This window comes from Mesorhizobium sp. 128a (assembly GCF_053848025.1).
The window spans coordinates 471,787-495,035 of the sequence record NZ_JBSPKY010000001.1; the positions used below are offsets into that span (position 1 = coordinate 471,787).

Consider the following 23,249-nt stretch of genomic DNA (forward strand, 5'->3'; position numbering starts at 1 on the left):
CGCGCCCGGCCGGTCTGTCTGTGAGCTCTTATTTGCCCGGCTTGTACCAGCTGTCGAGGCCGTCCTGCAGCTTCTTGGCGGCAGCTTCCGGCGTATCGGTGCCGTTGATGACGTTGGCCGATTCAACCCAGGTCTCGTTTTCGAGGTTCGGCGTGCCGCGCGACAGGATCTGGTAGGTCGAGCGGATCGTCGACTTGCACTTGTCGCGCCAGGAGACGAATTCCTGCGCCAGCGGGTCTTCCATCTTCACCGGGCTGGAATTCAGGCTGAAGAAGCCCGGCAGTGCGTTGGCGTAGATGGTGGCGAAGTCCGGCGAGGCGACCCAGGACAGGAAGGTCTTGGCTGCATCGGCGTTCTTCGAGGCTGCATTCAGGCCCATGCCGATATCGGTATGGTCCGAGATGTAGCAGGTGTCGCCGGCCTTCTCGACCGGCGGCGGGAAGGCGCCCATCTTGAACTGCGCCTGGGTGTTGAACAGGCCGATTTCCCACGAGCCGGCCGGGTAGATGGCGGCGCGGCCGAGGGTGAACAGGTTCTGGCTGTCCGGATAGGTCTGGGCTTCGAAGCCGTCGCCGAGGTATGGCTTCCACTTGGCCAGTTCGGCATAGGGCGCGACCCAGTCGGCGTCGGTCAGCTTCTGCTCGCCCTTGATGAGCGCTGCGCGGCCTTCCTCGCCCTTCCAGTAGTTCGGGCCGATGTTCTGATAGCCCATGGTCGCGGCTTCCCACAGATCCTTGGTGCCCATCGCCATCGGAATGTAGGTGCCGTCGGCCTTGATCTTGTCGAGCGCGGCGAAGAACTCGTCACGCGTCGTCGGCACCTTGATGCCGAGCTTGTCGAAGGCATCCTTGTTGTAGATGAAGCCGTGGATGACCGAGGCCATCGGCACGCAGAAGCTCGACTTGCCGTCGTCGGTCTGCCAGGCCGCCTTGGCGACAGGCGAGAAGTTTTCCATGCCGGGCAGTGCCGAGAGGTCGGCCAGGTTGCCCTTCTTGAACAGTTCGAGCGACTTGTCGAATGGGCGGCAGGTGATCAGGTCGCCAGCCGAGCCGGCGGCGAGCTTGGCGCCGAGAGCGGCGTCATACTCGGTCGGAGCCGACGGTGCGAACACCACCTTGATGCCGGGGTTCTTGGCCTCGAAGGCCGGGATCAGCTTGTCCTTCCAGATGGTGAGGTCGTCGCCGCGCCAGCTTTCGATGTTGAGCGTTACGTCGGCGGCGTGAGCCAGCCCGGCGGTGCCGAGAATGCTGGTGCCGAGAAGCAGTGCCGTCAGTAGTTTCGTTGTCATGCTAGTCTCCCTGTTGACCTTTTTCAGGTTCGGTTTTGAGAACAGGGGCCTTCGCGCCCTTGTTCCCCTCGATCGCGGAAAGGGCTGGCCTGAGCTTCTGGCCGGTCCTTTCCAGTATCTTCTCGGCCACATCGGCGTTGGCGGCGCCGGCGGCGAGCAGAATGGCTGTCTTGACAACGCCGCCGCTCGCTTCGAGCAGGCGCGCGGCATCTTGCCTGTCGTGACCGCTGATGGCGGCGACGATGCGTGCCGCGCGGTCGCGCAGCTTGATGTTGTCGGCGGTGAGATTGACCATGTAGCCGTCATGGACGTGGCCGAGATGGATGGCGGTCAGCGTCGACAGCATGTTGAGCGCGATCTTCTGCGCTGTGCCAGCGCCCATGCGCGTCGAGCCGGCAATCACCTCCGGCGGCGTTTCCAGCAGGATGGCGACGTCGGCCAGCTTGAACAGCGGCGTGTTCTTGTTGTTGGCGATGGCGATGGTCGCCGCTCCTCGGCTCCGCGCATCCTTCAGCGCCTGGACCGCATACGGCGTCGAGCCGCTGGCCGAAATCGCGATCAGGCAGTCGCCCTTGCCGATGCCGGCGCCGGCGATTGCCGCCGAGGCTTCGTCGGTGTCGTCTTCCGGCCCACCGGCCAATGTCTTGAAAGCTTCGTCGCCGCCGGCGATCAGAATGACGATGCGCTCGCGCTTGATGCCAAAAGTGCCGGGCAATTCCAGGGCGTCGGCCAGTGCCATCAGGCCGGAGCTGCCGGCGGCCGCATAAGCGAGCTTGCCGCCGCCGTTCAGCCGGCCGGCAATGAGCTCGGCTGCGGCAGCGATGGCGGGAATGGCGTCGCGGACGGCCTTGGCGGCCTCGATCTGTGCATTGACCAAGGAAGAAAGGATGGTGTCCGGGGCCTGGATGTCCAGTCCCTCGGCATTCCTGTGAAGCGCTTCGGTGCGCGGTTCGGCCATCCCTGTACCTCCGATGAGGGAACAATACCAAAAAAATACCACTTGTCCACACGCATTAACGGATTTGGGTGTCAGAAATCGCCGAGTCGACAAAATGCCTAGGATTTTCAATAAAATACGCCTTAATCTTTTTGAAACGGAAATTAATCCTTGGCTATTGGTATTTTATTGGTATTATCCGCCCCGAGGAGAAATCGCGTGAATTTCGTGCTCGGTATCGATGGCGGCGGCACCAGCTGCAGGGCAGCCCTTGCGACAGGCAATGGCGCTGTCATTGGCCGCGCCAAAAGTGGCGCGGCCAACATCCGCACCGATCTGACTGGGGCTCGCACCCATATTGTCGAGGCGGCACGGCAGGCGTTCATCGCTGCCGGGCAGGACCCGGACCAGATCCCGCAGACACCAGCCATTCTTGGCCTTGCCGGCGCCAATGTCGGGACTTACCGGCAGCAGCTCGAAGCGATCCTGCCGTTCAGCATCAGCCGCGTCGAGACCGATGCCGAGATCGCGCTCGAAGGCGCGGTCGGCTCGGGTGACGGCGCCATGGCCATTCTCGGCACCGGCACTGCCTATATGGCGCGCAAGGGTGGCACGTCGCGCGCCATTGGCGGCTGGGGGTTCCAGGTCGGCGACCAGGGAAGCGGCGCCCGCATCGGCCGCGACCTGCTTGAACAGACGCTGCTTGCCCATGACGGTGTCCGCCCGGGCTCGCCCTTGACCGACAGCATGATGGCGACCTTCCGCAACAATCCCGAAGACGTGGTCGAATTCACCACCAACGCCAAACCCGGCGATTTCGGCGGCTTCGCGCCCAAAGTGTTCGAGCACGCCGAGAAGGGAGACGCCGTCGCCAACTGGATCGTCGACAAGGCGGTTGCCGATGTCGAGGCCTCGCTCGGCGCACTCGATCTTTCGCACGATGCCCCGCTCTGCCTCCTCGGCGGGCTGGCGCCGCTTTATGCGTCGCGCCTTTCCCAGCGCTACCAGGCGCTGCTGAAACCGCCACTCGACGATGCGCTGGGCGGCGCCGTGCAGATGGCGGCGCGCATCTTCGCCAAAGCGGAGGCGGCGCGATGAGCGAGGCCGCCGACCAGATCTTCGCCACGCTGAAGCAGTCGTCACAGAGCGGTGCGCCGCTCTATCTGCAACTGAGGAAGAGCATCGAGGACGCCGTCAATCGCGGCCTGATCGGGCCGGGCGATGCGCTTCCCTCCGAGCGCGACATCGCGACCAAGGCCGACATTTCGCGCGTCACCGTGCGCAAGGCGGTGCAGGATCTGGTCAAGGGCGGCATCCTCGTCCAACGCCATGGTTCCGGCACCTTTGTCGCGCCGCGCATGGAGCGCGTCGAGCAGTCGCTGTCCAGGCTCACCTCCTTCACCGAGGACATGGCCCGGCGCGGCATGGCCGTGCGTTCGGCCTGGCTCGACCGCGGCCTCTACGCGCCCTCGCCCGACGAGATGATGGTGCTCGGCCTGTCGTCGAACGAACTGGTGGCGCGGGTGGCGCGCCTGCGCATCGCCAACGACACGCCGCTGGCTATAGAGCGTGCCTCGCTGTCGGCCAGCGTGCTGCCGGATCCGGCCGGGATCGGTTCCTCGCTCTATGCGGCGCTGGAACTGACCGGCAACCGCCCGGTGCGGGCGGTGCAGCGCATTTCGGCCGCCAATCTCGGCGACACAGACGCGCGCCTGCTCGAAGTGCCGGCGGGCATTGCCGGCCTGCATATTGAACGCATTTCCTATCTCGCGAGCGGCAAGGTGATCGAATTCACCCGCTCCATCTACCGGGGCGACGCCTATGATTTCGTCGCCGAACTGCGCCTGACAGGGCCGAGCGAAGAGGGCCGACCATGATCCCCAAAACAACTCACATGCGGCGCGAGATCGACGAAATCCCCGAAGCCGTCGCGCGCCTGCTCGACGGCTCGGCAGCAGTGCTGACCGAGGCCGGGCGCGGTATTCGCGAGCGCGATCCGAGCTTTGTCGTCACCGTCGCGCGCGGCTCGTCCGACCATGCCGCCACCTTCATGAAATATGCCGTCGAACTGACCGCCGGTCTTGCCGTTGCTTCGGTCGGCCCGTCGATCGCGTCGATCTACGGCGCCAAGCTCAAGCTCGCCGGCTCGGCTTGCCTGGCCATCTCGCAATCGGGCAAGAGCCCCGACATTGTCGCCATGGCCGAAACGGCGCGGGCGGGCGGATCGCTCACCGTTGCCATCACCAACACCGCCGATTCGCCGCTGGCGCGTGCATCGGATTTTGCCATCGACATCCTGGCCGGGCCCGAACGCAGTGTCGCGGCGACAAAAACCTTCGTCAATTCGGCGGTCGCCGGCCTGGCGCTGATGGCGCATTGCACCGGCGACGACAAGCTGCTGGCCGCCCTTGCCCGCTTGCCCGAGCATTTCAGCGAGGCGATCGCCTGCGACTGGATGGCGTTGGCCGGCGCGCTGGAAACGCCGCAATCGCTGTTCATCCTCGGCCGCGGCCCGTCAGCGGCGATGGCCAACGAGGCGGCGCTGAAGTTCAAGGAGACCTGCGGCATGCATGCTGAGGCCTATAGTGCCGCCGAAGTCATGCACGGCCCGCTGGCGCTGGTCGGTCCGGGTTTTCCGGTGCTGGCGCTGGCCGCCCGCGATGCCTCCGAGCCGTCCGTGGCCGAAGCCGCCGACAACCTTGCCGGCAAGGGCGCCGCCGTTTTTGTCACCTCGGACAAGTCGAGGAGTGCACGGCCGCTGCCGCACGTCGCCACCGGCCATCCCTTGACCGACCCGCTGACGCTGATCGTGTCCTTCTACGGCTTCGTCGAGGCCTTCGCACGCCATCGCGGCCTCGATCCGGATGTGCCGCGCAATCTGCGCAAGGTGACGGAAACCGTATGAGCGACCGTTTTGCCCTGACTGGCGCCCGCATCTTCGACGGCGATGACTGGCACGACAATGCAGCCCTTGTCGTGCAGGGCGATGTGGTCGAAGGCATTCATGCCGTCGGCGCCATTCCGTCCGGGGTTGCCCGCATCGACACTGGAGGCGGCATGCTTGCGCCGGGCTTCGTCGACCTGCAGGTCAATGGCGGCGGTGGCGTCATGCTCAACGACCATCCCGATGTCGCCTCGCTCGCAACCATCTGCCGGGCGCATGCGCCATTCGGCACCACGGCGCTGCTGGCGACGCTGATTACCGACACGCCCGCAATCACCGCCGCGTCCATTGCCGCCGGCGCCGAGGCGGCGCGGCAGAAGCTGCCCGGATTTCTGGGCCTGCATCTCGAAGGACCGCATCTCTCCATCGCGCGAAAGGGTGCGCATGACCCGGCGCTGATCCGGCCGATGACGGATGCCGACGAGGCGGCACTGATCGCCGCGCGCAAAAATTTGCCGGTGTTGCTGACGACGGTCGCGCCCGAATCCGTCGAGCCTGCCCGCGTCGCCGCACTCATCAAGGCCGGCATCGTCGTCAGCCTCGGCCACTCCGACACCGGCTATGCCACGGCCAGAGCCTTTGCCGACGCCGGCGCCAGCGTGGTCACCCATCTGTTCAACGCCATGAGCCAGATCGGCAACCGCGAGCCGGGGCTGGCCGGTGCGGCCATCGACATAGGCGGTCTGTCAGCCGGCATCATCGCCGACGGCATCCATGTCGATCCCGCCACCATGGCAATCGCGCTGCGCGCCAAACAGGGACCGGGCAGGGTCGTGCTGGTCACCGACGCCATGGCGACGATCGGAACCGACATGACCTCGTTCACCCTCAACGGCCGCATCATCTACCGCAAGGACGGCAGCCTCCGGCTGGCCGACGGCACACTGGCCGGCGCCGATCTCGATATGATCTCGGCGGTTCGGTATGTGCACAGGATCGTCGGGCTGGACCTGTCGGAGGCATTGCGCATGGCCTCGCTCTATCCGGCGCAGGCGCTCGGCCAGGCGCACCGGCTCGGCCGCTTCGCCAACGGCACGGCGGCCGATATCGTCGCCCTGTCGGACAACCTCGACGTCAAGGGCGTGTGGATCGGCGGCGAAAGGGTTTTTGCAGGCAGCAGCGGTTCACGCTAAAGTCTGCCCATGCATGATGTCGATTGCATTGTCGCGGGCGCCGGTGTTGTCGGCCTCGCCATTGCCCGTGCGCTGGCGCTGGCCGGCCGCGAGGTGCTGGTGGTCGAAAAGGCCAACGCCATCGGCACGGGAACCAGTTCGCGCAACTCGGAAGTCATCCATGCCGGGCTCCACTATGCGCCGGGCAGCTTGAAGGCCCGGCTCTGCGTCGAGGGCCGCGAGCGTTGCCGCGAGCATGGCGTCGCCCACCGGCGCACCGGCAAGCTGATCGTTGCCGTCGAACCTGACCAGTTGGACAGGCTGCGGGCGATCCAGATCAACGCAACGCAAAGCGGGGTCGCTGACCTCACGCTTCTGACGCGCGCAGAGGCCGAAAGCCTCGAACCCGCGCTGACCTGCGCCGGCGCGCTGCTGTCGCCGTCGACCGGCGTCGTCGACAGCCAGGCACTGATGCTGTCTCTGCGCGGTGATGCGGAAGCGGCCGGCGCCTCCGTCGCCTTGCTCACTGCCGTCGCCGGCGCGGCCATCGAAGCCGACGGGATTCGGATCGACACGCGTGACGCCAATGGCGAGGGGTTCCGGGCAAGGCCGGTGCCCTTATCAACGCAGCCGGCCTCGATGCCCAGGCATTGGGCAGACGCATGGAAGGCTTCCCGCAAGACCTCGTTCCGCCGCTATGGCTGGCGCGCGGCAATTACTTCTCGTTGTCCGGCCGCTCGCCCTTCTCGCGGCTGATCTATCCGGTGCCCGTCCATGGCGGCCTTGGTGTGCACCTGACCCTCGACCTTGGTGGCAGCGCCCGCTTCGGCCCGGATGTCGAATGGATCGATCGCGTCGACTATACCGTCGATCCCAACCGAAGTGCTGCCTTCTATGACGAGATCCGGCGCTACTGGCCCAGCCTTGCGGACGACGCCCTGCAACCGGCCTATGCCGGCGTCAGGCCAAAACTGTCCGGTCCGGGACAGCCGGCTGCCGACTTCGTGATCCAGGGGCCGTCCGACCATGGCTCTGGGCCGATCGTCAATCTGTTCGGCATTGAAAGCCCCGGTCTGACGGCAAGCCTGGCGATCGCTGACCATGTCGTGGACCTGCTCAGCCTGGAATGACGAGATGGTGCCATCTCACGCCATGAAACCTTTTGATTTTGAGGCCGTTGTCGGTGCGTATGTCCGAGGCGAAACCCAAATCGAAACCGACCGACGGCATCAGACCGAGCGATGCCCCGAAGTCGCGCCGGGAAAAGCCGTCACGACAAAAGCCGCACGCCCGACGAACGGGCGAGGAGGAGCCGCGCGAAAAGAAACCAACGCCCGCCGACCCGGCGCCGGAGGTCGACGGCCAGGCGGGGCCGCCGCCGGAAGCTATCGAACCCGATCCGCAGCTGACGCCCGAAGAGGCTGAGCAGGCGCGCAAGAAATACCTGCTGCGGCGTTTCTGGATCAGCGCGCGCGGCTACTGGAGCCGGCGCGGCGACCGGCTCGCCTGGCCATTCACGATCGGAGTGCTGCTGCTGATCTGCATCAACATCGGTTTCCAGTATGGCATCAATGTCTGGAACCGCTCGATGTTCGATGCCCTCGAGCAGCGCAGCGCCCGCACAGTCTATTTCCTCAGCGCCGTATTCGTGCCGCTGGTGATCTGCAGCGGCAGCCTTGTCGTCGCGCAGGTCTACCTGCGCATGACGATCCAGCGCCGCTGGCGTTCCTGGCTGACTACCGGGGTCGTCGCGCGCTGGCTGGCAAACGGCCGCTACTACCAGCTGAACCTCGTGGGCGGCGACCACCAGAACCCCGAGGCCCGCATGACCGAGGATCTGCGCATCGCCACCGAGTCGCCGGTCGATTTCATCGCCGGCGTCCTCAACGCGTTCCTGTCGGCCTCGACCTTCATCGTCGTGCTGTGGACCATCGGCGGCGCGCTCACCCTGCCGATCGGCGGCGAGAGCATCACCATTCCCGGCTTCCTGGTCATCACCGCGATCATCTATGCCGCCATCACCTCGACCTCGATGGTGGTCATCGGCCGCAATTTCGTCCAACTCTCCGAGCGGAAGAACCAGGCGGAGGCCGAACTGCGCTACACGCTGACGCGCGTGCGCGAAAACGGCGAGAGCATCGCCTTGCTGGGCGGCGAGGAGGAGGAGCGCGGCGGCATCGACAGGAATTTCGGCCATGTGCTGAGGCAATGGGCGCTGCTGACCGGACAGCACATGCGCACGGCGGCGGTGTCGCAGGGATCGAGCCTGTTTGCGCCGGTCGTGCCGATCCTGCTGTGCGCGCCAAAATTCCTCGAAGGCTCGATGACGCTTGGCGAGGTGATGCAGGCGGCGTCTGCCTTTGGCATCGTGCAAGGCGCGTTCGGCTGGCTGGTCGACAACTATCCGCGTCTCGCCGACTGGAACGCCTCCGCGCGGCGCATTGCCTCGCTGATGATGTCGCTCGACGGGCTCGAGCGCGCCGAGCAGAGCGATGCGCTCGGACGCATCAACCGGGGCGAAACCGAAGACGGCGCCATCCTCAGCCTCGACAATCTTTCCGTGACACTCGACGATGGCACCTCCGTGGTCAAGGAAACCGAGGTCGTGATCGAGCCGGGCGAGCGGGTGCTGGTTGCCGGCGAATCTGGTTCAGGCAAGTCGACACTGGTGCGGGCCGTCGCGGGCCTGTGGCCATGGGGCGGCGGAAGCGTCAATTTCCACGCCGACAGGCGCCTGTTCATGCTGCCGCAACGCCCCTACATCCCCACCGGCACGCTTCGCCGCGCGGTCGCCTATCCCGCGGCGGCGGACAAGTGGACGATCAAGCAGATCAAGGCTGCCCTCGACAAGGTGGGGCTTGGCTATCTCACCGACAGGATCAGGGAAGACGCGCCATGGGACCAGACGCTGTCGGGTGGCGAAAAGCAACGCCTCGCCTTCGCGCGCCTGCTGCTGCATCGCCCCGATATCGTGGTGCTGGATGAAGCGACTTCGGCGCTCGACGAGAAGAGCCAGGACACGATGATGGTGACGGTGATCCGCGAACTGCCTGATGTCACCATCATCAGCGTGGCGCACCGCGCGGAGCTCGAAGCCTTCCACAGCCGCAAGATCACCCTGGAAAGGCGTGAGGGCGGCGCCAAGCTCGTCAGCGATGTCGACCTCATTCCGCGCAACCGCAAACGCAGCTTGCTTAATCGCGCTCTGTGGGGATCTGGCACGCGGAGCGTGAGGCCTCGCAAGTAAGGCGACACTGCCGAACCGCGAACAGCCGATCTATTTAGCCGGCTTCCGATCAGCCGTAGAGGCCTTTGTAGGTGTCGCGCAACAGGCTCTTCTGCACCTTGCCCATCGTGTTGCGCGGCAGCTCGTCGACGAAGATGACCTGCTTGGGATGCTTATATCTCGCCAGCCGGCCGGCGATGGCGTCAACGATCTCGGGGCCAGTGATTTGCGAGGCCGGCGCCCGCACCACGACAGCGGTGACGCCTTCGCCGAAATCGGGATGGGCAACGCCGATGACCGCACTTTCCGAGACGCCGTCAAGCGCGTCGATCTCGCTCTCGACCTCCTTCGGGTAGATGTTGTAGCCGCCGGAAATGATCAGGTCCTTGCCACGGCCGACAATATGGACATAGCCGTCAATGTCGATGATGCCGAGATCGCCGGTAATGAAGAAGCCGTCGTCGCGGAATTCCGCTTTGGTTTTCTCCGGCATACGCCAGTAGCCGGAAAAGACATTCGGCCCTTTCACCTCGATCATGCCGACTTCACCCTGGCCAAGGGCAGCGCCGCTGTCGGGATCGGCTATGCGCAGCGAAACGCCGGGCAACGGGAAACCGACCGTGCCGGCGCGGCGCTCGCCCTCATAGGGGTTGGACGTGTTCATGTTGGTCTCGGTCATGCCGTAGCGCTCGAGGATCGCGTGGCCGGTCAGTTCGCGCCAGGCCTTGTGCGTTTCGGCAAGCAGCGGCGCCGAGCCGGAAACGAACAGGCGGATGTTTTTCGCAGCGTGGGAGTCCAGTCCCTCCTGCTGCAACAGCCTGGTATAGAAGGTCGGCACGCCCATCAGCACCGTGGCGCGCGGCAGAAGCGAGACGATGCGGCTCGCGTCGAATTTCTGCTCGAACAGCATGGAAGCGCCGGCCATCAGGGTGACGTTGGTGGCGACGAACAGGCCATGCGTGTGGAAGATCGGCAGCGCATGGATCAGCACGTCATCCCCGGTGAAGCGCCATTGCTCGACCAGCACGCGCGCATTGGAGGCCAGGTTTTCGTGGCTGAGCATGGCGCCCTTAGAGCGGCCGGTGGTGCCGGACGTGTAGAGGATTGCGGCCAGATCGTCCGGCCCGCGCGCCACATCGTCGAAATCCGTGGCCTGTTGCGCAGCCAGTTCGGTCAGCGAGCCTTCACCGTTGCTGCCTAGCGTGACGGTGACGGCGCCCGACGCCTGCGCCAACGGCGCGATATCGCCTGCCCGCGCCGGGTCGCAAACGACCAGGCGCGGTTCGGCATCACCGAAGAAATAGCCGAGCTCCGTCAGTGTGTAGGCCGTGTTGAGCGGCAGGAAGACCGCGCCGGCGCGCAGGCAGGCGAGGTAAAGGAAAATGCATTCGGGACTTTTCTCGACCTGTACCGCGACGCGGTCGCCCGGCCTGACGCCGAAATGCTTTAGCGCCTGCGCCAATTGTGCCGACCGCACCAGCATGTCGCCATAACGGATCGAACGCCCGTCATCGGTCTCCATCAGGGTGGGCTCGGGCGCCGGCATGCGGTCGCGAAAGGCGTCGAACAGGTGATTGCTCATGCGTCTTCCCTAGCGCATGGCCCCGAAAAAACACAACCGCTTTTGGGAAAACCGCAGCAAGCGGGTTTCGGATCGAAGCAAGAAGGTGGTGCTATCTGCGGCCGCGCAGCGCCTTGCCGACCCGGAGATCGCCGCTCTCGTTGAACCGCTCCATGCACATGGCCGCCGTCAGGCGATAGTGGCTGAGCAGCGCTTCGACGGCGCCGTCGGCATCGCCTTCCACGGTACGCTCGGCGATCAGGCGATGCTCGCCGATATCGTCGCGCTCGCTGCCTTCCTGGGAGATCAGCCGATAGCGGGAGGCCTGGTCGGAAAGCTGGTCGCAAAAACCGATCAGCCAATGCGACCGGCAGCCGGCGATCAGCGCCCGATGGAACGCGCGATGCAGCTTTTCCCATTCCGGATTGTTCGAGGACGGATCCTCCGGCAAACGGCGCTGCGCGCGTGCCAGCCGATGCAAGGCCAGGACCAGCTGCTCTTCCCATTCGCCGGTGCGGTTGGCAATGGATTCACGCAGTGCCCGCTCTTCCAGCCAGCAGCGGGTGCGCGTCAATTCCTCGAGTTCCGGGGCACTGACCGGCATGATGAAGAAACCGCGCTGGTCATGGCGGCCGAGCAGGCCTTCCGAAGCAAGCCGGTTCAGAGCCTCGCGAACCGGTGAGGCACCGGCGCCGTAACGGGAAACCACCCATTCGACACGAAGCTTGCTTTCACTTTCAAAAACGCCGCGCAGGAGATCGTCGCGAAGCTGTTGGTAGACCGTGCTGGCGAGTGTACTCTTGGCCCCCACGCCTTCGCTCGTATCGGCAGATCCGTAGGTCAATATGACTCCTATCGCTCTCCCATGCTCCGCCAGCCCGTTCGCGAAGCAAACGATTCCCCTACGAATCTATTGTACCTCGTAAGGCATCCATGCCTCAAGGGAAAGATCCCGATATTCGACTTAAAGAGGAAGGTTGTACGCATCTTGCTTTCGGGTAGTAACGAATATCGTGAAAAACTTGTTCTTGTGAAGAAACTTTGTTCTACGGAGCGACTCGCGTCTTCGCGACATGGTTTTGAGATCACGAGTACGGGTAATTTTTTCTTAACGCACGTCAGATTGCCAACTGGCCCCCTCCCGCAATGAAGACGCCTTCGGGACTCATCCACTAGATTTGGCTGCAACATGTAGTGCCGCATGCTGCGATCGCTTCGCTTGCAGCGACGTCCCGGCGACTGCCGCCAGTTGACCGCCTTCCGGAACATCTCGCCGGCTGGAAAGATCAAGCCAACAGGTCAGAGCTGTCGGGATTTTTGCTGACTGATGTCAGCCGGCAGCCCGGTCGGCCGCGGTTCGAATGGCTTCTATATTGGCCCGGTAGGCTTCGACGCTGCCGCCCTTGAAGACGGCGGCGCCGGCCACCAACACATCGGCGCCGGCTGATGTCACCAAGGGCGCTGTCTCCGGCGAGACGCCGCCGTCAATCTCGATGCGGATCGGCCGGTTGCCAATCAGCGCCTTGACCCGCTTGACCTTGTCGACCATGGCCGGGATGAAGGCCTGGCCGCCAAAGCCCGGATTGACGGTCATGATCAGGATCAGGTCGAGCCGGTCGAGCACATATTCGATCGAACTTTCCGGGGTCGCCGGATTGAGCGACACGCCAGCCTTCTTGCCGAGACCCTTGATGGTCTGCAACGAACGGTCTAGATGCGGTCCGGCCTCGGCGTGCACGGTCATACCGTCGCAGCCGGCATCGGCAAAGGCGGCCAGATAGGGATCGGCCGGCGCAATCATCAGATGGCAGTCGAAGAAAGCCTTGGTGCGGTTGCGGATGGCCTTGATCACCGGCGGGCCGAAGGTGATGTTCGGCACGAAATGCCCGTCCATGACATCGAGATGGATCCAGTCGGCGCCGGCTGCGGCCACGGCTTCGACCTCGTCGCCGAGCTTCGAGAAATCCGACGCCAGCACCGATGGCGCGATCAGGGTTTTTCCAGCCATGTCCGCTTCCCGTTCTTGAGCTTGCTTCCGCCCTAATCGCCTCGGCGCTGCTTGTCGACAGGAATCCGGTGTGAATGGCTGATCCAACACAATGCAGAGAGGCGGCAGTGGGCCGCCTCTCCAAGGTCTGTAGCATCAAATTTCAGTTCACGTGACGCCGCGGTTTGGCCAATCCCGGCGCAAACAGCTTGCCGTTGCCTTGCTTCAATGTCTGCAAATTGAACGTCTTGACGGGCGGCTTCGGCACGCAATGTCCACGCACCAGCTTTTCGGTTGTCCGGCAGCCAGTGGTGATGATGGCGTCCTTCACGCATGCCTTGCCAACCAGATGGTAACCGCGCTTGCAGTCGATGATGACTGGAGGCTTGCCGACGCACACACCGTCGATCCGCCGCTCGTTGGGCTTGCACCGCTCGGCGATTATCTGGTTGCGAACGCATTTCAGGCCGACCTGATGGTATCCCGGCAGGCAGTGGATGCTGACACCAATGCATCTCCCGTTGACCAGCTTTTCGGTGCTTCGGCACGCCGCGACAAGCGGCTTGTCCACGCACTTGCCACGGATCAGACTCTGACTGGGAAAGCAATGGCGGCCAGGATCGACGACGACCGGGGGGCGTTCCGGTGCCTTGCCGGGATCAGGGCGCGTGTCGACGGTGAGGTCGTCGGCATCGGTATCGACATTGCGTTTGATGCAAGTGAAATCCTCGCTGTCCTTGTCGACAGTCGCGATCGCACCGCCCTGCTTGATCTCTTGCAGCGTGCACTGAATGGAGCGCGTCCTCGTGATGTTGAGGTCATGGGCGGCGCTCGCCTTGAAGGCCCCGCCCTGATTGAAGGCGACCGCCGTGCCGGTGAAGAAGGCGCCGTTCGAGCAACCGATGCGATAGTGGAATGCGCCCGGTGCGTCGCGTTCGACCTCGAACGCCACCTGGCCTTTGCGCGGGCAGAGCTTCCTGGAGCCGGCGCTGTCGGAAACGGTGACCTCGCCATGCCAGTCCGAGTGCGCCGGCGGGTTGTCGGGATCGGCCTGCGGTGCGTCGGTGAAACCACCGCCGCCGGCGCCAGTGCAGTGAACAGTGATGTCCTTCCAGCCGTCGAAAGGTTCGAACGGTCCGTTGCCGACAATCTCGGTCTTGTACTGGAAATAGGCGGTAGCGCCGACGTTCTCCCATTTCTCATAGCTGGCGAAATAGCCATTCTTGCTCGCGTCGTACGATGCCCACGCTTGCTTGAACTCGGAGGTGATCGGCCCACCGTCCTTCTGTCGCCAGATGCGCATCGAGACCGGTCCGGCCTGGTTGGCCTGCGCCCGGCTGGTAACCTTCAGCGAGGGACAGACCGTGCCAGGAGTCGAACCCGGTTCGTTCGACTGGTAGGTGGTCAAGAACAGCTTGACGTTCTCGACCTCGAACTTGCCGAAATCGGCGGTGATGTCCTGGACATTGGGCTTGATCACCGGGTCGCAAACCACCTGCACCTGGAATGTGCCGTGTGCGGCGTAGTTCGAGTCGAAAAGCGGATAGGGCCAGCTGCCCTGCTGGGTTTCGGCGACGGCATTGCCCATGTCGAGTGCCTTGTCGGTGAGCGCCGTGAAGCTGGCGTGGAACGTGTGGCTGAACGAATAGGATTTCGTCGGACCGTCAGCCTGCAGGTGCTGGTTGCACGTGGCGATGATCTGGTCGCCATAGGGCACGACGGCAATGCCGGTGTCCGATGACAGGGGTATATTGGACGGATCAAAGGCGAAATTTTCCTGATGGTCGTAGTCACGGCTGACCGGCGCTGCGCTCCAGATCGGCGGAAACGGGCCGCATTGGCTGGGTCCGCAGATGCCTAGTGCGACACCGACATCCTGAACGTAGCCTGGCCAGCGCGTGTCGATCTTCATATGGCCCCAGAACTGGACATTGCCGCTTTTCAGCGTGTCCCATTTCTGCTTGTCGCTTGAGCCGACATGGATTGTCGTATTGGCGCTCTCCGTGTCGAACGACATCGACTTGATGTTCGCTTGATCGGCAAGGGCCGGCGCGGTGGCGAGTGCGGTTGCAATCAGGGCAACGGTGGTTGCCGTGTTACGGAAAACATATCTTGCTGAAGACATTGTCTCTCTCCTGAAAGTGTTCCCTCAGGAGTTGGTCATCGCGGGCGGCATCAAGGTTCACCAGCAAGCGGAATATATTGTGACACCGGTCATGGGATCGCTTCGGCAGTGGCCTGCCCGTGACTATGCTCGTCTATGGACAACCGATTGCCGTTTGCAATCAGTTGTGTTTCACTCGGTGGAGACAGAACGGAGCGAAGCGATGGCCAGGATCGTCTATTCCATGCTGAATTCGCTGGACGGCTACATCGAAGGACCGTCCGGCGACATCGGCTTGCCGGTGCCCGAGGAAGAATTGCACCGGCATTTCAACGAAGAGATGCGGCGGACCGCGATCGCGCTCTGCGGGCGCCGGATGTACGAGGCGATGCGCTTTTGGGACAGTCCGGAGCGCGAGACCGGGGAAGAGGTCGAGCGGGATTTTGCCCGCGCCTGGCGAGAGACCCCGAAGGTCGTGTTTTCGACGACGCTTCGCGACGTCGGACCCAATGCCCGGTTGGCGGGCAGCGATGTCGAAGCCGTCGCAAGTGAGCTCAAATCCCAGACGGAGGGCGAAATCTCCGTCAGCGCCGCCGATCTTGCCGCGCAATTCGCGCAAGCGGGCCTGATCGACGAATACCGGCTCTACATGCAGCCGGTCGTTCTCGGCGGCGGCAAGCCGTACTTCCAGTCCGGCCTGTCGCTGGCCTTGCAGCCGCTCGGCACGCAAAGCCTTGCCCAGGGCGTGACGTTGCTGCGCTACGCGCCCGACAGCTGAGATTCGGCCTGGAACAGTGTGAGGGTCGACAACACTGCCGCCTGAAAGAAAAACCCGCCGGATCGTTCCGGCGGGTTCCGATTTTGGCTCGTATCCAGATCCTACGGCTTGAAGTTGGACGCCGGATCTCTTTGCGGCTGTACCTGCGTCTGCGGCGTGCGCTGCGGTATGAACTGCTGAAGCACACCCGGATTGAGCAACAAGCTCGGATCCAGCCCCGGCTGTTGCCGGATGGCCCGGCAGTTCGGATACCGTCCAATCGTGCCTACCGGGCAGCGCCGCCTGATCGGTTGGCACTGGCCGTTGATCATCACCGAGCCCGGCGCGCATTCCGCTTGCGGCTTGCGGCATGCGCCGTCGATCACCTGAGTGCCGCGCGGGCAGACGCAGTCGCCGCGCTTGTTGTGCACCTGGCCGCGTATGGTGCACTGCTCGACGTCCGGCTTCTTCTGCCGGCAGGCACCGTCCCGCACCTCGGTACCCCGCGGGCAGACGCAATTGCCATTGGCATCATGAACCTGGCCGCGGATGGTGCACTGCTCGGGCTTCGGCCGGACCGGCCGGCAGGCTCCATTGCGCACCTCGGTGCCACGCGGGCAGACACAATCGCCGGCGGCGTCATGAACCTGACCACGGATCGAGCACTGTTCAGGCTTCGGACGGATCGGCCGGCAGGCTCCATTGCGCACCTCGGTGCCACGCGGGCAGACGCAGTCGCCGTCAGCATCGTGGACCTGGCCGCGTATGGTGCACTGCTCGGGCTTCTGCTTGTCGCGCACGCAGGCATTTGCCTGTCGGTCGAGATGCGTGCCGTCCGGGCAGTAGCAGCCATTGCCGTCCGACGTCGGGACCGAGCCGGGGATGGTGCAGCCAGGCTTGTCGATCCTGACGCAAGCGCCATTCTCAAGCTCGGTGCCACGCGGGCAGACACAGCGTCCATCCTCGGTGCGAATCTGACCCTTGAGCAGCACACAAGGCTTTGGCTTCGGCTCGATGATGACGCCGCCATCAGGCGAGCACTGGCCGTTGCGGAACGTCGTGCCTTCCGGACACACGCACCGGCCGGCGTCGTTCATGACGAAGCCCGGCGAGCACTCTTTCCTCACCTCGCGTTTGATGGTGAAGGGATGGCACGCATAGGCCTTGCCGCGATCGCCCTGGATGTTGGTCAGATCGCCGGGCAGCACATCACCGCCGCCCTGCACCCGGGTGTCGGGAGACAAGACACCGACGCAGTTCTGGCCATTGACGTCGCCCTGCAGATTGGCCAGGCGGCCGTCGTCGGGAAGGACCACGGTGACAGTGTGCACGTGGCTTTCCCCAGCGCCGAGCGTCAGGTTGGCGATGCAGGACAGAGGCAGCGTCGTCGGCTCCGGCGAGCAGCCGAAGGGCGGTTCGATCGAGGTGATCTCGACACCTTCCAGCCGGCCGAGCCCGTCCACGCCGATCGCATCGCCGATGCGGACCGGACCTGAGAATGGGGTCTGGCCGTCATTGGTGATGGTGATCTCGAACGAGCAGGGCTGTCCCGGCTGGCACTCGGCATCTCCGGTCTTCTTGACGCTGATCGTGGACGTGCCGCCGCCCTTGGCGCAGGCCTGGCCGATCGGGTAGACGACGTCGTCTCCCGGAGCCGGGCCGTACGAGCCGCGTGCGCAGTTCTCGAATGCGCCATTGGCCGAGACCGTCACGTCGAAGTGCCTAGAGGTTCCGGGCGTCATCACGGCGCCGGGAATCTGGCACGACAGCGCATTGGCCGGAACCGCGCCACAAGCCCATTCCGCGCCGTCGGGGGTGACGGTCTGGATCTGCACCGGCGCGCCGCCCGAGATCAGCGTGGCGGCATCGTTGACCCGCACCGGACCGGTGGGGGCGGAGGTGCCAAGGCTTATGACGGTAATGCGGCAGGAAACCACCGCTGCACCGGCGAGCGAGCCGTTGCACACCTTGGTTATGCGCAGGGTCGGCTTGCCGCCATTGGGATGCCGGAAGCGTTCCTTGGCGCAGGCCTTGTTGTTGGTGAGGTCGACCTCACCGGGGACGGGCTTCAGCGCCGCGCAGTTCTCCACCGAGTCCGACTGATAGCCGGCCGGCATCACCGCCTTGACGACGATCGGCGTCGAGGCGCCCGGCATCAGCACGATGCCGGCATTGTCGCAGCGGAACTGGCCGGGGCCGTTCGGTCCGCATGTCCAGGGCGGAGACGGGCCGAAGGTCGAGGAGGCCGGCGCTCCGCCCGGGTAATTGTCGATGACCGTCAGCGGCCCATTATAGGGGACGCTGCCATTGTTGATGATGTCGATCACGAAGTAGCAGATGCCGTCGGGCGTGCAGACCGGAATGCGGGCACGCTTCTTCAGGATCAGATCGACTTTCTTGTCGACCGGCGGCCGGCAATCGCGGTCGCGGTCGCCACGCCGGCAGATCGGGATCGAGGCGCAGCCCCGGTCGTTCTGCTGGCTGCCGAACAGCGGCTTGCCGCTGGCGCCGTAATTGTAGGTGGCGCAGTTGCGCAGCGCGCTGCCTTGCCAGCCTCCCGCCGGCTTGAAGCCGAGCTTGAGGTTGACGGAGGCACCCGGATTGAGCGTGGTCACCGGATAGGTGCACGTCATCGGGGTCACGCCGGGCACGCAGACCCAGGGCGGATTGGGCCCTGAATCCAGCGTCGAGCCGGCCGGCAGCGTCACCTCGTCGAGCACGATCTTGCCGTGATACGGCCCGTCGCCGACATTGGTGACCTTGATGGTGAAGTCGCAGCCGCCGCCCATCGTGCACCGCGTTACATCGGCGCGTTTCTCGACCTTGAGGTCCGGTTCCTTGTCCTTGGGCGGACATCTCAGGTCACGCGGGATGACGATGTCGATGATCTGCGTGCAGCACAGCCCCCAGCCCTCCTTCGGGCCGGCATAGGTCTCGATGCCGGTGACGATGAGGTGGATGACGTCGCCGGGCGATGCGCCGATGATCTTCCAGTTGAGCACACCGCCGCCCGCCGGCACCAGCTGGGTGTCGGGGATGATGGTGATACCGGGGGTGGTCGTCGACACCTGCACCCACTTGCCACCCATCTCCGGGCCGACAGGCATGTGGTAGATGAAGGCGCCGCCGCCTGGCACGCAATCGACCGTGCCGCGCTCCACCTTGAAGCATTCCCGGTCTGGAGGCGGAGGCCGCTTGTCACAGTTGGTGAGGTCGATCTTGATCGAGGTCTTGGCGCCGGTCTTGTAGTCGCCATCGTCGGGTTTGCCCGGATCCTGCGACGGGATGATGGTTCCGGTGCCGACGCCATTGGTCACCTTGATCAGGCCCTGATTGTCGATGACTGTCGGCGAGGGAAACGCCGCATGGTCGATCTTGGCGGTGATCTGGAAGTTGATGACGCGTTCGTTGGCAGCGCCCGCACCGTCGAGATCGGCGGCAGAGAGCCGGAAATCGGACACGGTTGCCGTATCGTTCGGATCGGCCGAAGTGCTGATCGAAACGCCGGGCAGCGGGCCGCCCGCAGCGTCCGTGCCGTCGCCCGACACATGCGCGCTGACGATCGACAGACCGTGCGGAAGCTGGTCCTTGAACTCGATCTTTAGCGTTTTCAGCAGGGCCGTCAGGTCGGCAAAACCTTGCGGGTCACCGCGCAGGCCGAAGGTCAGGGAGTAGACGACGTAGTCGCAACTCCGCTGGGTGCCTTTCTTGGTGAAGAACGGGACGACCCGTTCCGGCCTCGGGGTGACGATTTTCGAGTTGTCGAGGTCGAGCCGCAGTTCCGGGGTGATCGGGACGGCGTCTTCCGCGTGGCTTGCCACAGGGGTGTACATGGCGACCGCGATACCGGCCGCCATCAGCCAGCGCGCGCCGCGCCTGGCGTATGACAGGGGTCTCATGATGGTCTCCATGACGGTTTTCTGGTTTCGTGTTGCGGTTGGGGAAAGTGCTGAAGTGTTCATCTTCCCCTCCTCAACGTTCGCAACTGACGGCTGGGGTTCTGAGCGGCAAGGTCATCTTGCAGCAAGGGTAGTAGCCACCCTTGTCCTTGTCGGACTGCCTGTAGAAGCAAAGTCCAACATCGACTCTGTCGCCCGGAGAATGGCCAGTGATGTCGACCGTGTAAGGCTTGCCGGGGGCATGCGACTGAGGTGATGTCACCCCGACGCCTGGCGTCCTGGACTGGGCCTTGATCGAATCGCCGCCGAAGCCGGCATGGTCATGGAGATAGAGGTCGGCCTGGAGGCCGCGAGGCGTGCAGTAGAACTGCACATCCTCGACATCGATGCACGGAGGCAGGTCGCCGGGCGGTGGGAAGTCCGGCGGATAGAAGGGCGGCAGATAACCGCCGGGGATCTCTTCATAATAGCCGGCACGGCCTTCGCAGGGGTGCCAGACCTCGACGTCGCCGACATGGCCTTCCACTTCGGGGTCTTCGAAATAGCCGTCGAAGTCGACGAACCACGAGCCGAATGGCGGTACGTTTGCCGGCTTGACCAGCGGCGTCGGCGTGATCTGAACGCCATGGACGGCAAGCGGCCCGCCGGCGGCGAGCTGATCCGCAAGCGTGGGGTTGTCGCGCAGCTTGTCGCCGGTGTTGACCAGCGTGTCGGTGCACACGCCGGTGTCGAGATTGCCGTCGGCGTCATAGCCATATTGCAGGTCGAGCCCGCCGGCTGACTCCCGGTTGCCTTGCGGGAAGCCGACCGCATATTCCTGCGGCTCTTCCACCCACTCTGATTCCGTCGCCGGATCGTCCGGGTTCTCGCGCCAGTAACGGATGACCTCGCCCTTGCCGGAATCGGCGAACTGGCTGTAATCGTAGCGGTTTTCCACCGGGCCGCGCTGCGCCAGGTACATGAAGCCCTTGACGTCGAAGGCGATGTCGGTGACGGCGTAATCCTTGTCGGTCTTGACCGTCAGTTCCCAGCGCGGATCACCGGCGAAGCTGCCGTCGCGGGCAATGCCCACCGACCAGATCTCGGATTTTTCGCCGACCGAGTAGTAGACCCGGCCGCCGTGATAGGCGACGGACCAGACGCGGCGCTCGTCCTGCGTATAACCCCATGTGTCGGGGTCTTCCGAGTCGAATGCGGCACCCTGTATGTCCATTACCGCGCCGTCGTCGGCGACGGGCGCAAGCCCATGCGCCGGTCGCCCGGCAACGCCGTGGTCGAACGTGTCGATCAGCGTGCCGTTGGCGTCGATGCGGTGGATGAGGCCGGTGTCGAGGTCGCTGGCGAAGAACTCGCGGTGATTGCCGTCGAAGCTGACGTCGCCGATGCCGGGGCCGCTGTTGGTGTCGATGTCGGCAAATTTGGAGACTGCACCGGTGATGCCGTCGATTTTCCAGATCGTGCCGGGACCGCCACCGTTTTCGGTGCCGAACTGGCCGTCCATGAAGACGGCGCCCGCCGTGCCGCGGCGCTGCCGCTCAGGCCGGCCGTCGGAATCTTCGTCAGGGGTGACGATGCGGATGCCGTGCAGCGAGGTGGCGCCGGCATAGAGGTTGGGGATGGCGGACGGGACGCCGTCGCGCACGCCGTCATCATAGGTTACGGCGAACACCTGGCCAATCTGCTCCGCCGTCACCTCGAAAGGCGGCGGCGTGTAGACGAGTTGGCCCGAGGCGGGTCCGCCGAGCGCCGAAACATCGAAAACGCGCAGGGTGGCGCGCGTCGTGTCGATGAAGGTTTCGTCGACCGGATCGACCCCGGGCGGCAATCCTTCGTCGAAATTGGGAATGACGGTGCCGGAAAATCCGGTCACGGCCATCGAGCCGGGATAGATGATCTGGCTTTCCTGTGCCCGGGCAGCTGTGCCCAGCCAGAGCGTGGCGCTCAACGCCAGGGCAAGCAGACCGCCGGCCAGATGGAGCGAACGGCGCAAACCGCCGCTTCGCAAACCGCCACTTGGAGATGACTTGGACGTGCCGCGATTGCAGGACATAAAACTCCCCCCGAAGTTTTCGGGAGGAACATCCGGTTCGGCCGCGCGAATCAGGGCAAGGCGCGGCGTTCCAGCACGTTCGTCCCTGATCGAATTGTCTGCTTTCCTCGTCCGCACGATACGCCTGCTCCTGCGCAGGGTCAACGGAATCAGCCGAAAGCCCAGCGCATCAACCCCGTCCCGAAGGCGGTGGTCGCGCTGGGCTTGCGTTGGTCCCGGAGACCGTGGAGCCTCTAGGGTCCTGGTCATTGGGGGCATCCTTTCCGGCCCCGCACCATGCGGCGCCTGGTCGTCAGTCGCAGGCTGGAGCGGAAAGGTTCATGCAAAACGGCGGCTGAGTCTGTTCACCATTTCACAGAAGCGGCAAACAGTTCCAATTTGCTCGAAGCCGACCAGAAAACAGCGTCCCGGGAAGGATTGTTTCGGGCGGCTTGCCGGCGAAGGTTCACCAGATCCAGTCGCCTTTGCCCAACACCGACACCGCCTCGACGATGCGGTTGAAGGAGGCGCGTGCCCGAGCGACCGTGTGTCTGGCCCTGAGATAGCCATGCACCAGCCCCGGCTCCTCGAACCAGGCGGCGTGGCCGCCCGCAGCAAGAATGCGATCACGGTAGGTTTCGCCGTCGGACGACAGCGGATCGCATTGTGCGGTGATCAGCACGGTTGGCGGCAGTTTTGTGAAATCGGTATCGGCGAGCGGGGATAAGGTGATGTCGCCTGTGCCGTCGACGCCGCCGGTGCGGATGCTTTTGTAGAACGCCAGGTCGCGCATGGTCAGCATTGGCGCTTCGGCATGTTCGACATAGGAGCCTTTCGACCAGTCGCCGCCGAGGCTGGGATAGATCAGCACCTGGCCGATCGGCTTTTTGGCATGGCTGCGCGTTGCGTGGGCGACAGCAGCGCAGAGATTGCCGCCGGCGCTGTCACCGCACAGCAGGACGGGACGGTCGTAGCTTCCGTCCGCCCATTCGAAGGCATGCAGCGCATCGTCAAAGGCGGCCGGGTGCAGATGCTCCGGCGCCAGGCGGTAGTCGACCGAGACCACCTCGTAGCCAGTGCGGGCGCAGAGCTCGGCGCAGACATCGTCGTGGCTGTCGAGCCCGCCGAGGATGAAGCCGCCGCCATGGATGTAGAGCACCATCGCCGCCTTGTTGGGCGAGGCGGAGCGATAGATGCGGATCGGGATATCGTGAGCGGCAATGATGGTCGTTTCCGCCGTCACGCCACCGGGATAGCCGGCAAAGAACTCGCGGCACATCCGGTCATAGATCGCGCGTTGCTGGGCGACGGTGTAGTCGATCGTATCAGGCGGGTAATAGGAATTGGTGCGTTCGACGAAGGCCCAGGTCTCGGCGTCGATGAGGGTTTTGTAGTCGATCATGCT

Annotated in this window: 15 protein-coding genes and 1 pseudogene; 7 read left to right on the forward strand and 9 right to left on the reverse strand. The window is 64.3% G+C overall.

All coding sequences use genetic code 11. The features are described from left to right. Nucleotides 1-28: 28 nt before the first annotated feature. Both ACWTU9_RS02155 and ACWTU9_RS02160 read right to left on the reverse strand, forming a co-directional pair. Nucleotides 29-1,288 (reverse strand): extracellular solute-binding protein, encoded by a 1,260-nt coding sequence (locus ACWTU9_RS02155; RefSeq protein WP_436257783.1) that lies wholly within the window; start codon nt 1,286-1,288, stop codon nt 29-31. A gap of 1 nt (nt 1,289) precedes the next feature. After that, complete coding sequence (locus ACWTU9_RS02160; RefSeq protein WP_454587583.1) at nt 1,290-2,246, reverse strand: N-acetylmuramic acid 6-phosphate etherase; 957 nt, start codon at nt 2,244-2,246, stop codon at nt 1,290-1,292. Nucleotides 2,247-2,444: 198 nt separating this feature from the next. Between ACWTU9_RS02160 and ACWTU9_RS02165 the strand changes: the two genes are divergently transcribed. The 6 genes and pseudogenes from ACWTU9_RS02165 to ACWTU9_RS02190 all read left to right on the forward strand — a co-directional run bounded on the left by ACWTU9_RS02165 (nt 2,445) and on the right by ACWTU9_RS02190 (nt 9,528). Continuing rightward, a complete protein-coding gene (locus ACWTU9_RS02165) occupies nt 2,445-3,323 on the forward strand; it encodes a BadF/BadG/BcrA/BcrD ATPase family protein (protein ID WP_455856882.1) in 879 nt (292 codons plus the stop codon). Beyond that, a complete protein-coding gene (locus ACWTU9_RS02170; protein ID WP_455856883.1) occupies nt 3,320-4,102 on the forward strand; it encodes a GntR family transcriptional regulator in 783 nt (260 codons plus the stop codon). Before ACWTU9_RS02165 ends, ACWTU9_RS02170 begins: the two co-directional genes overlap by 4 nt. Further along, complete coding sequence (locus ACWTU9_RS02175; protein WP_454587580.1) at nt 4,099-5,130, forward strand: SIS domain-containing protein; 1,032 nt, start codon at nt 4,099-4,101, stop codon at nt 5,128-5,130. Before ACWTU9_RS02170 ends, ACWTU9_RS02175 begins: the two co-directional genes overlap by 4 nt. Then, on the forward strand, nt 5,127-6,302 hold the full coding sequence (gene nagA / locus ACWTU9_RS02180; protein WP_455856884.1) for an N-acetylglucosamine-6-phosphate deacetylase: 1,176 nt from the start codon (nt 5,127-5,129) through the stop codon (nt 6,300-6,302). The genes ACWTU9_RS02175 and nagA overlap by 4 nt, the downstream gene beginning before the upstream one ends. A 9-nt stretch (nt 6,303-6,311) precedes the next feature. Beyond that, nucleotides 6,312-7,411: pseudogene (locus ACWTU9_RS02185) on the forward strand (NAD(P)/FAD-dependent oxidoreductase). A 59-nt stretch (nt 7,412-7,470) separates the two neighbouring features. Continuing rightward, nucleotides 7,471-9,528 carry an ATP-binding cassette domain-containing protein gene (locus ACWTU9_RS02190; RefSeq protein WP_455856885.1) on the forward strand — a complete coding sequence of 686 codons (2,058 nt, stop codon included), beginning with the start codon at nt 7,471-7,473 and terminating at the stop codon, nt 9,526-9,528. A 49-nt stretch (nt 9,529-9,577) separates the two neighbouring features. On the opposite strand, the gene ACWTU9_RS02195 is transcribed toward ACWTU9_RS02190, so the two are convergent. The 4 genes from ACWTU9_RS02195 to ACWTU9_RS02210 all read right to left on the reverse strand — a co-directional run bounded on the left by ACWTU9_RS02195 (nt 9,578) and on the right by ACWTU9_RS02210 (nt 15,180). After that, a complete protein-coding gene (locus ACWTU9_RS02195; protein ID WP_455856886.1) occupies nt 9,578-11,089 on the reverse strand; it encodes a malonate--CoA ligase in 1,512 nt (503 codons plus the stop codon). Nucleotides 11,090-11,180: 91 nt separating this feature from the next. Next, nucleotides 11,181-11,912, reverse strand: coding sequence for a GntR family transcriptional regulator (locus ACWTU9_RS02200; RefSeq protein WP_455856887.1), 732 nt, complete (start codon nt 11,910-11,912; stop codon nt 11,181-11,183). Between the two features lie 486 nt (nt 11,913-12,398). Next, nucleotides 12,399-13,076: a ribulose-phosphate 3-epimerase gene (rpe, locus tag ACWTU9_RS02205; RefSeq protein ID WP_454575897.1), complete on the reverse strand. Its 678-nt coding sequence runs from the start codon at nt 13,074-13,076 to the stop codon at nt 12,399-12,401. 142 nt (nt 13,077-13,218) lie between these two features. Next, nucleotides 13,219-15,180 carry a hypothetical protein gene (locus tag ACWTU9_RS02210; RefSeq protein WP_455856888.1) on the reverse strand — a complete coding sequence of 654 codons (1,962 nt, stop codon included), beginning with the start codon at nt 15,178-15,180 and terminating at the stop codon, nt 13,219-13,221. A gap of 202 nt (nt 15,181-15,382) precedes the next feature. On the opposite strand from ACWTU9_RS02210, the gene ACWTU9_RS02215 reads away from it, so the two are divergent. After that, nucleotides 15,383-15,937, forward strand: coding sequence for a dihydrofolate reductase family protein (locus ACWTU9_RS02215; RefSeq protein ID WP_455856889.1), 555 nt, complete (start codon nt 15,383-15,385; stop codon nt 15,935-15,937). 101 nt (nt 15,938-16,038) lie between these two features. Here ACWTU9_RS02215 and ACWTU9_RS02220 read toward each other — a convergent pair whose 3' ends face one another. From ACWTU9_RS02220 to ACWTU9_RS02230, 3 genes are all read right to left on the reverse strand, one after another. Further along, the gene (locus ACWTU9_RS02220) at nt 16,039-19,878 is read right to left on the reverse strand and encodes a DUF7929 domain-containing protein (protein WP_455856890.1); all 3,840 of its coding nucleotides are present in this window, start codon (nt 19,876-19,878) and stop codon (nt 16,039-16,041) included. A 10-nt stretch (nt 19,879-19,888) separates the two neighbouring features. Further along, on the reverse strand, nt 19,889-22,123 hold the full coding sequence (locus ACWTU9_RS02225) for a hypothetical protein (protein WP_455856891.1): 2,235 nt from the start codon (nt 22,121-22,123) through the stop codon (nt 19,889-19,891). A gap of 187 nt (nt 22,124-22,310) precedes the next feature. Next, nucleotides 22,311-23,246: an alpha/beta hydrolase gene (locus ACWTU9_RS02230; RefSeq protein ID WP_455856892.1), complete on the reverse strand. Its 936-nt coding sequence runs from the start codon at nt 23,244-23,246 to the stop codon at nt 22,311-22,313. Between the last annotated feature and the right edge of the window lie 3 nt (nt 23,247-23,249).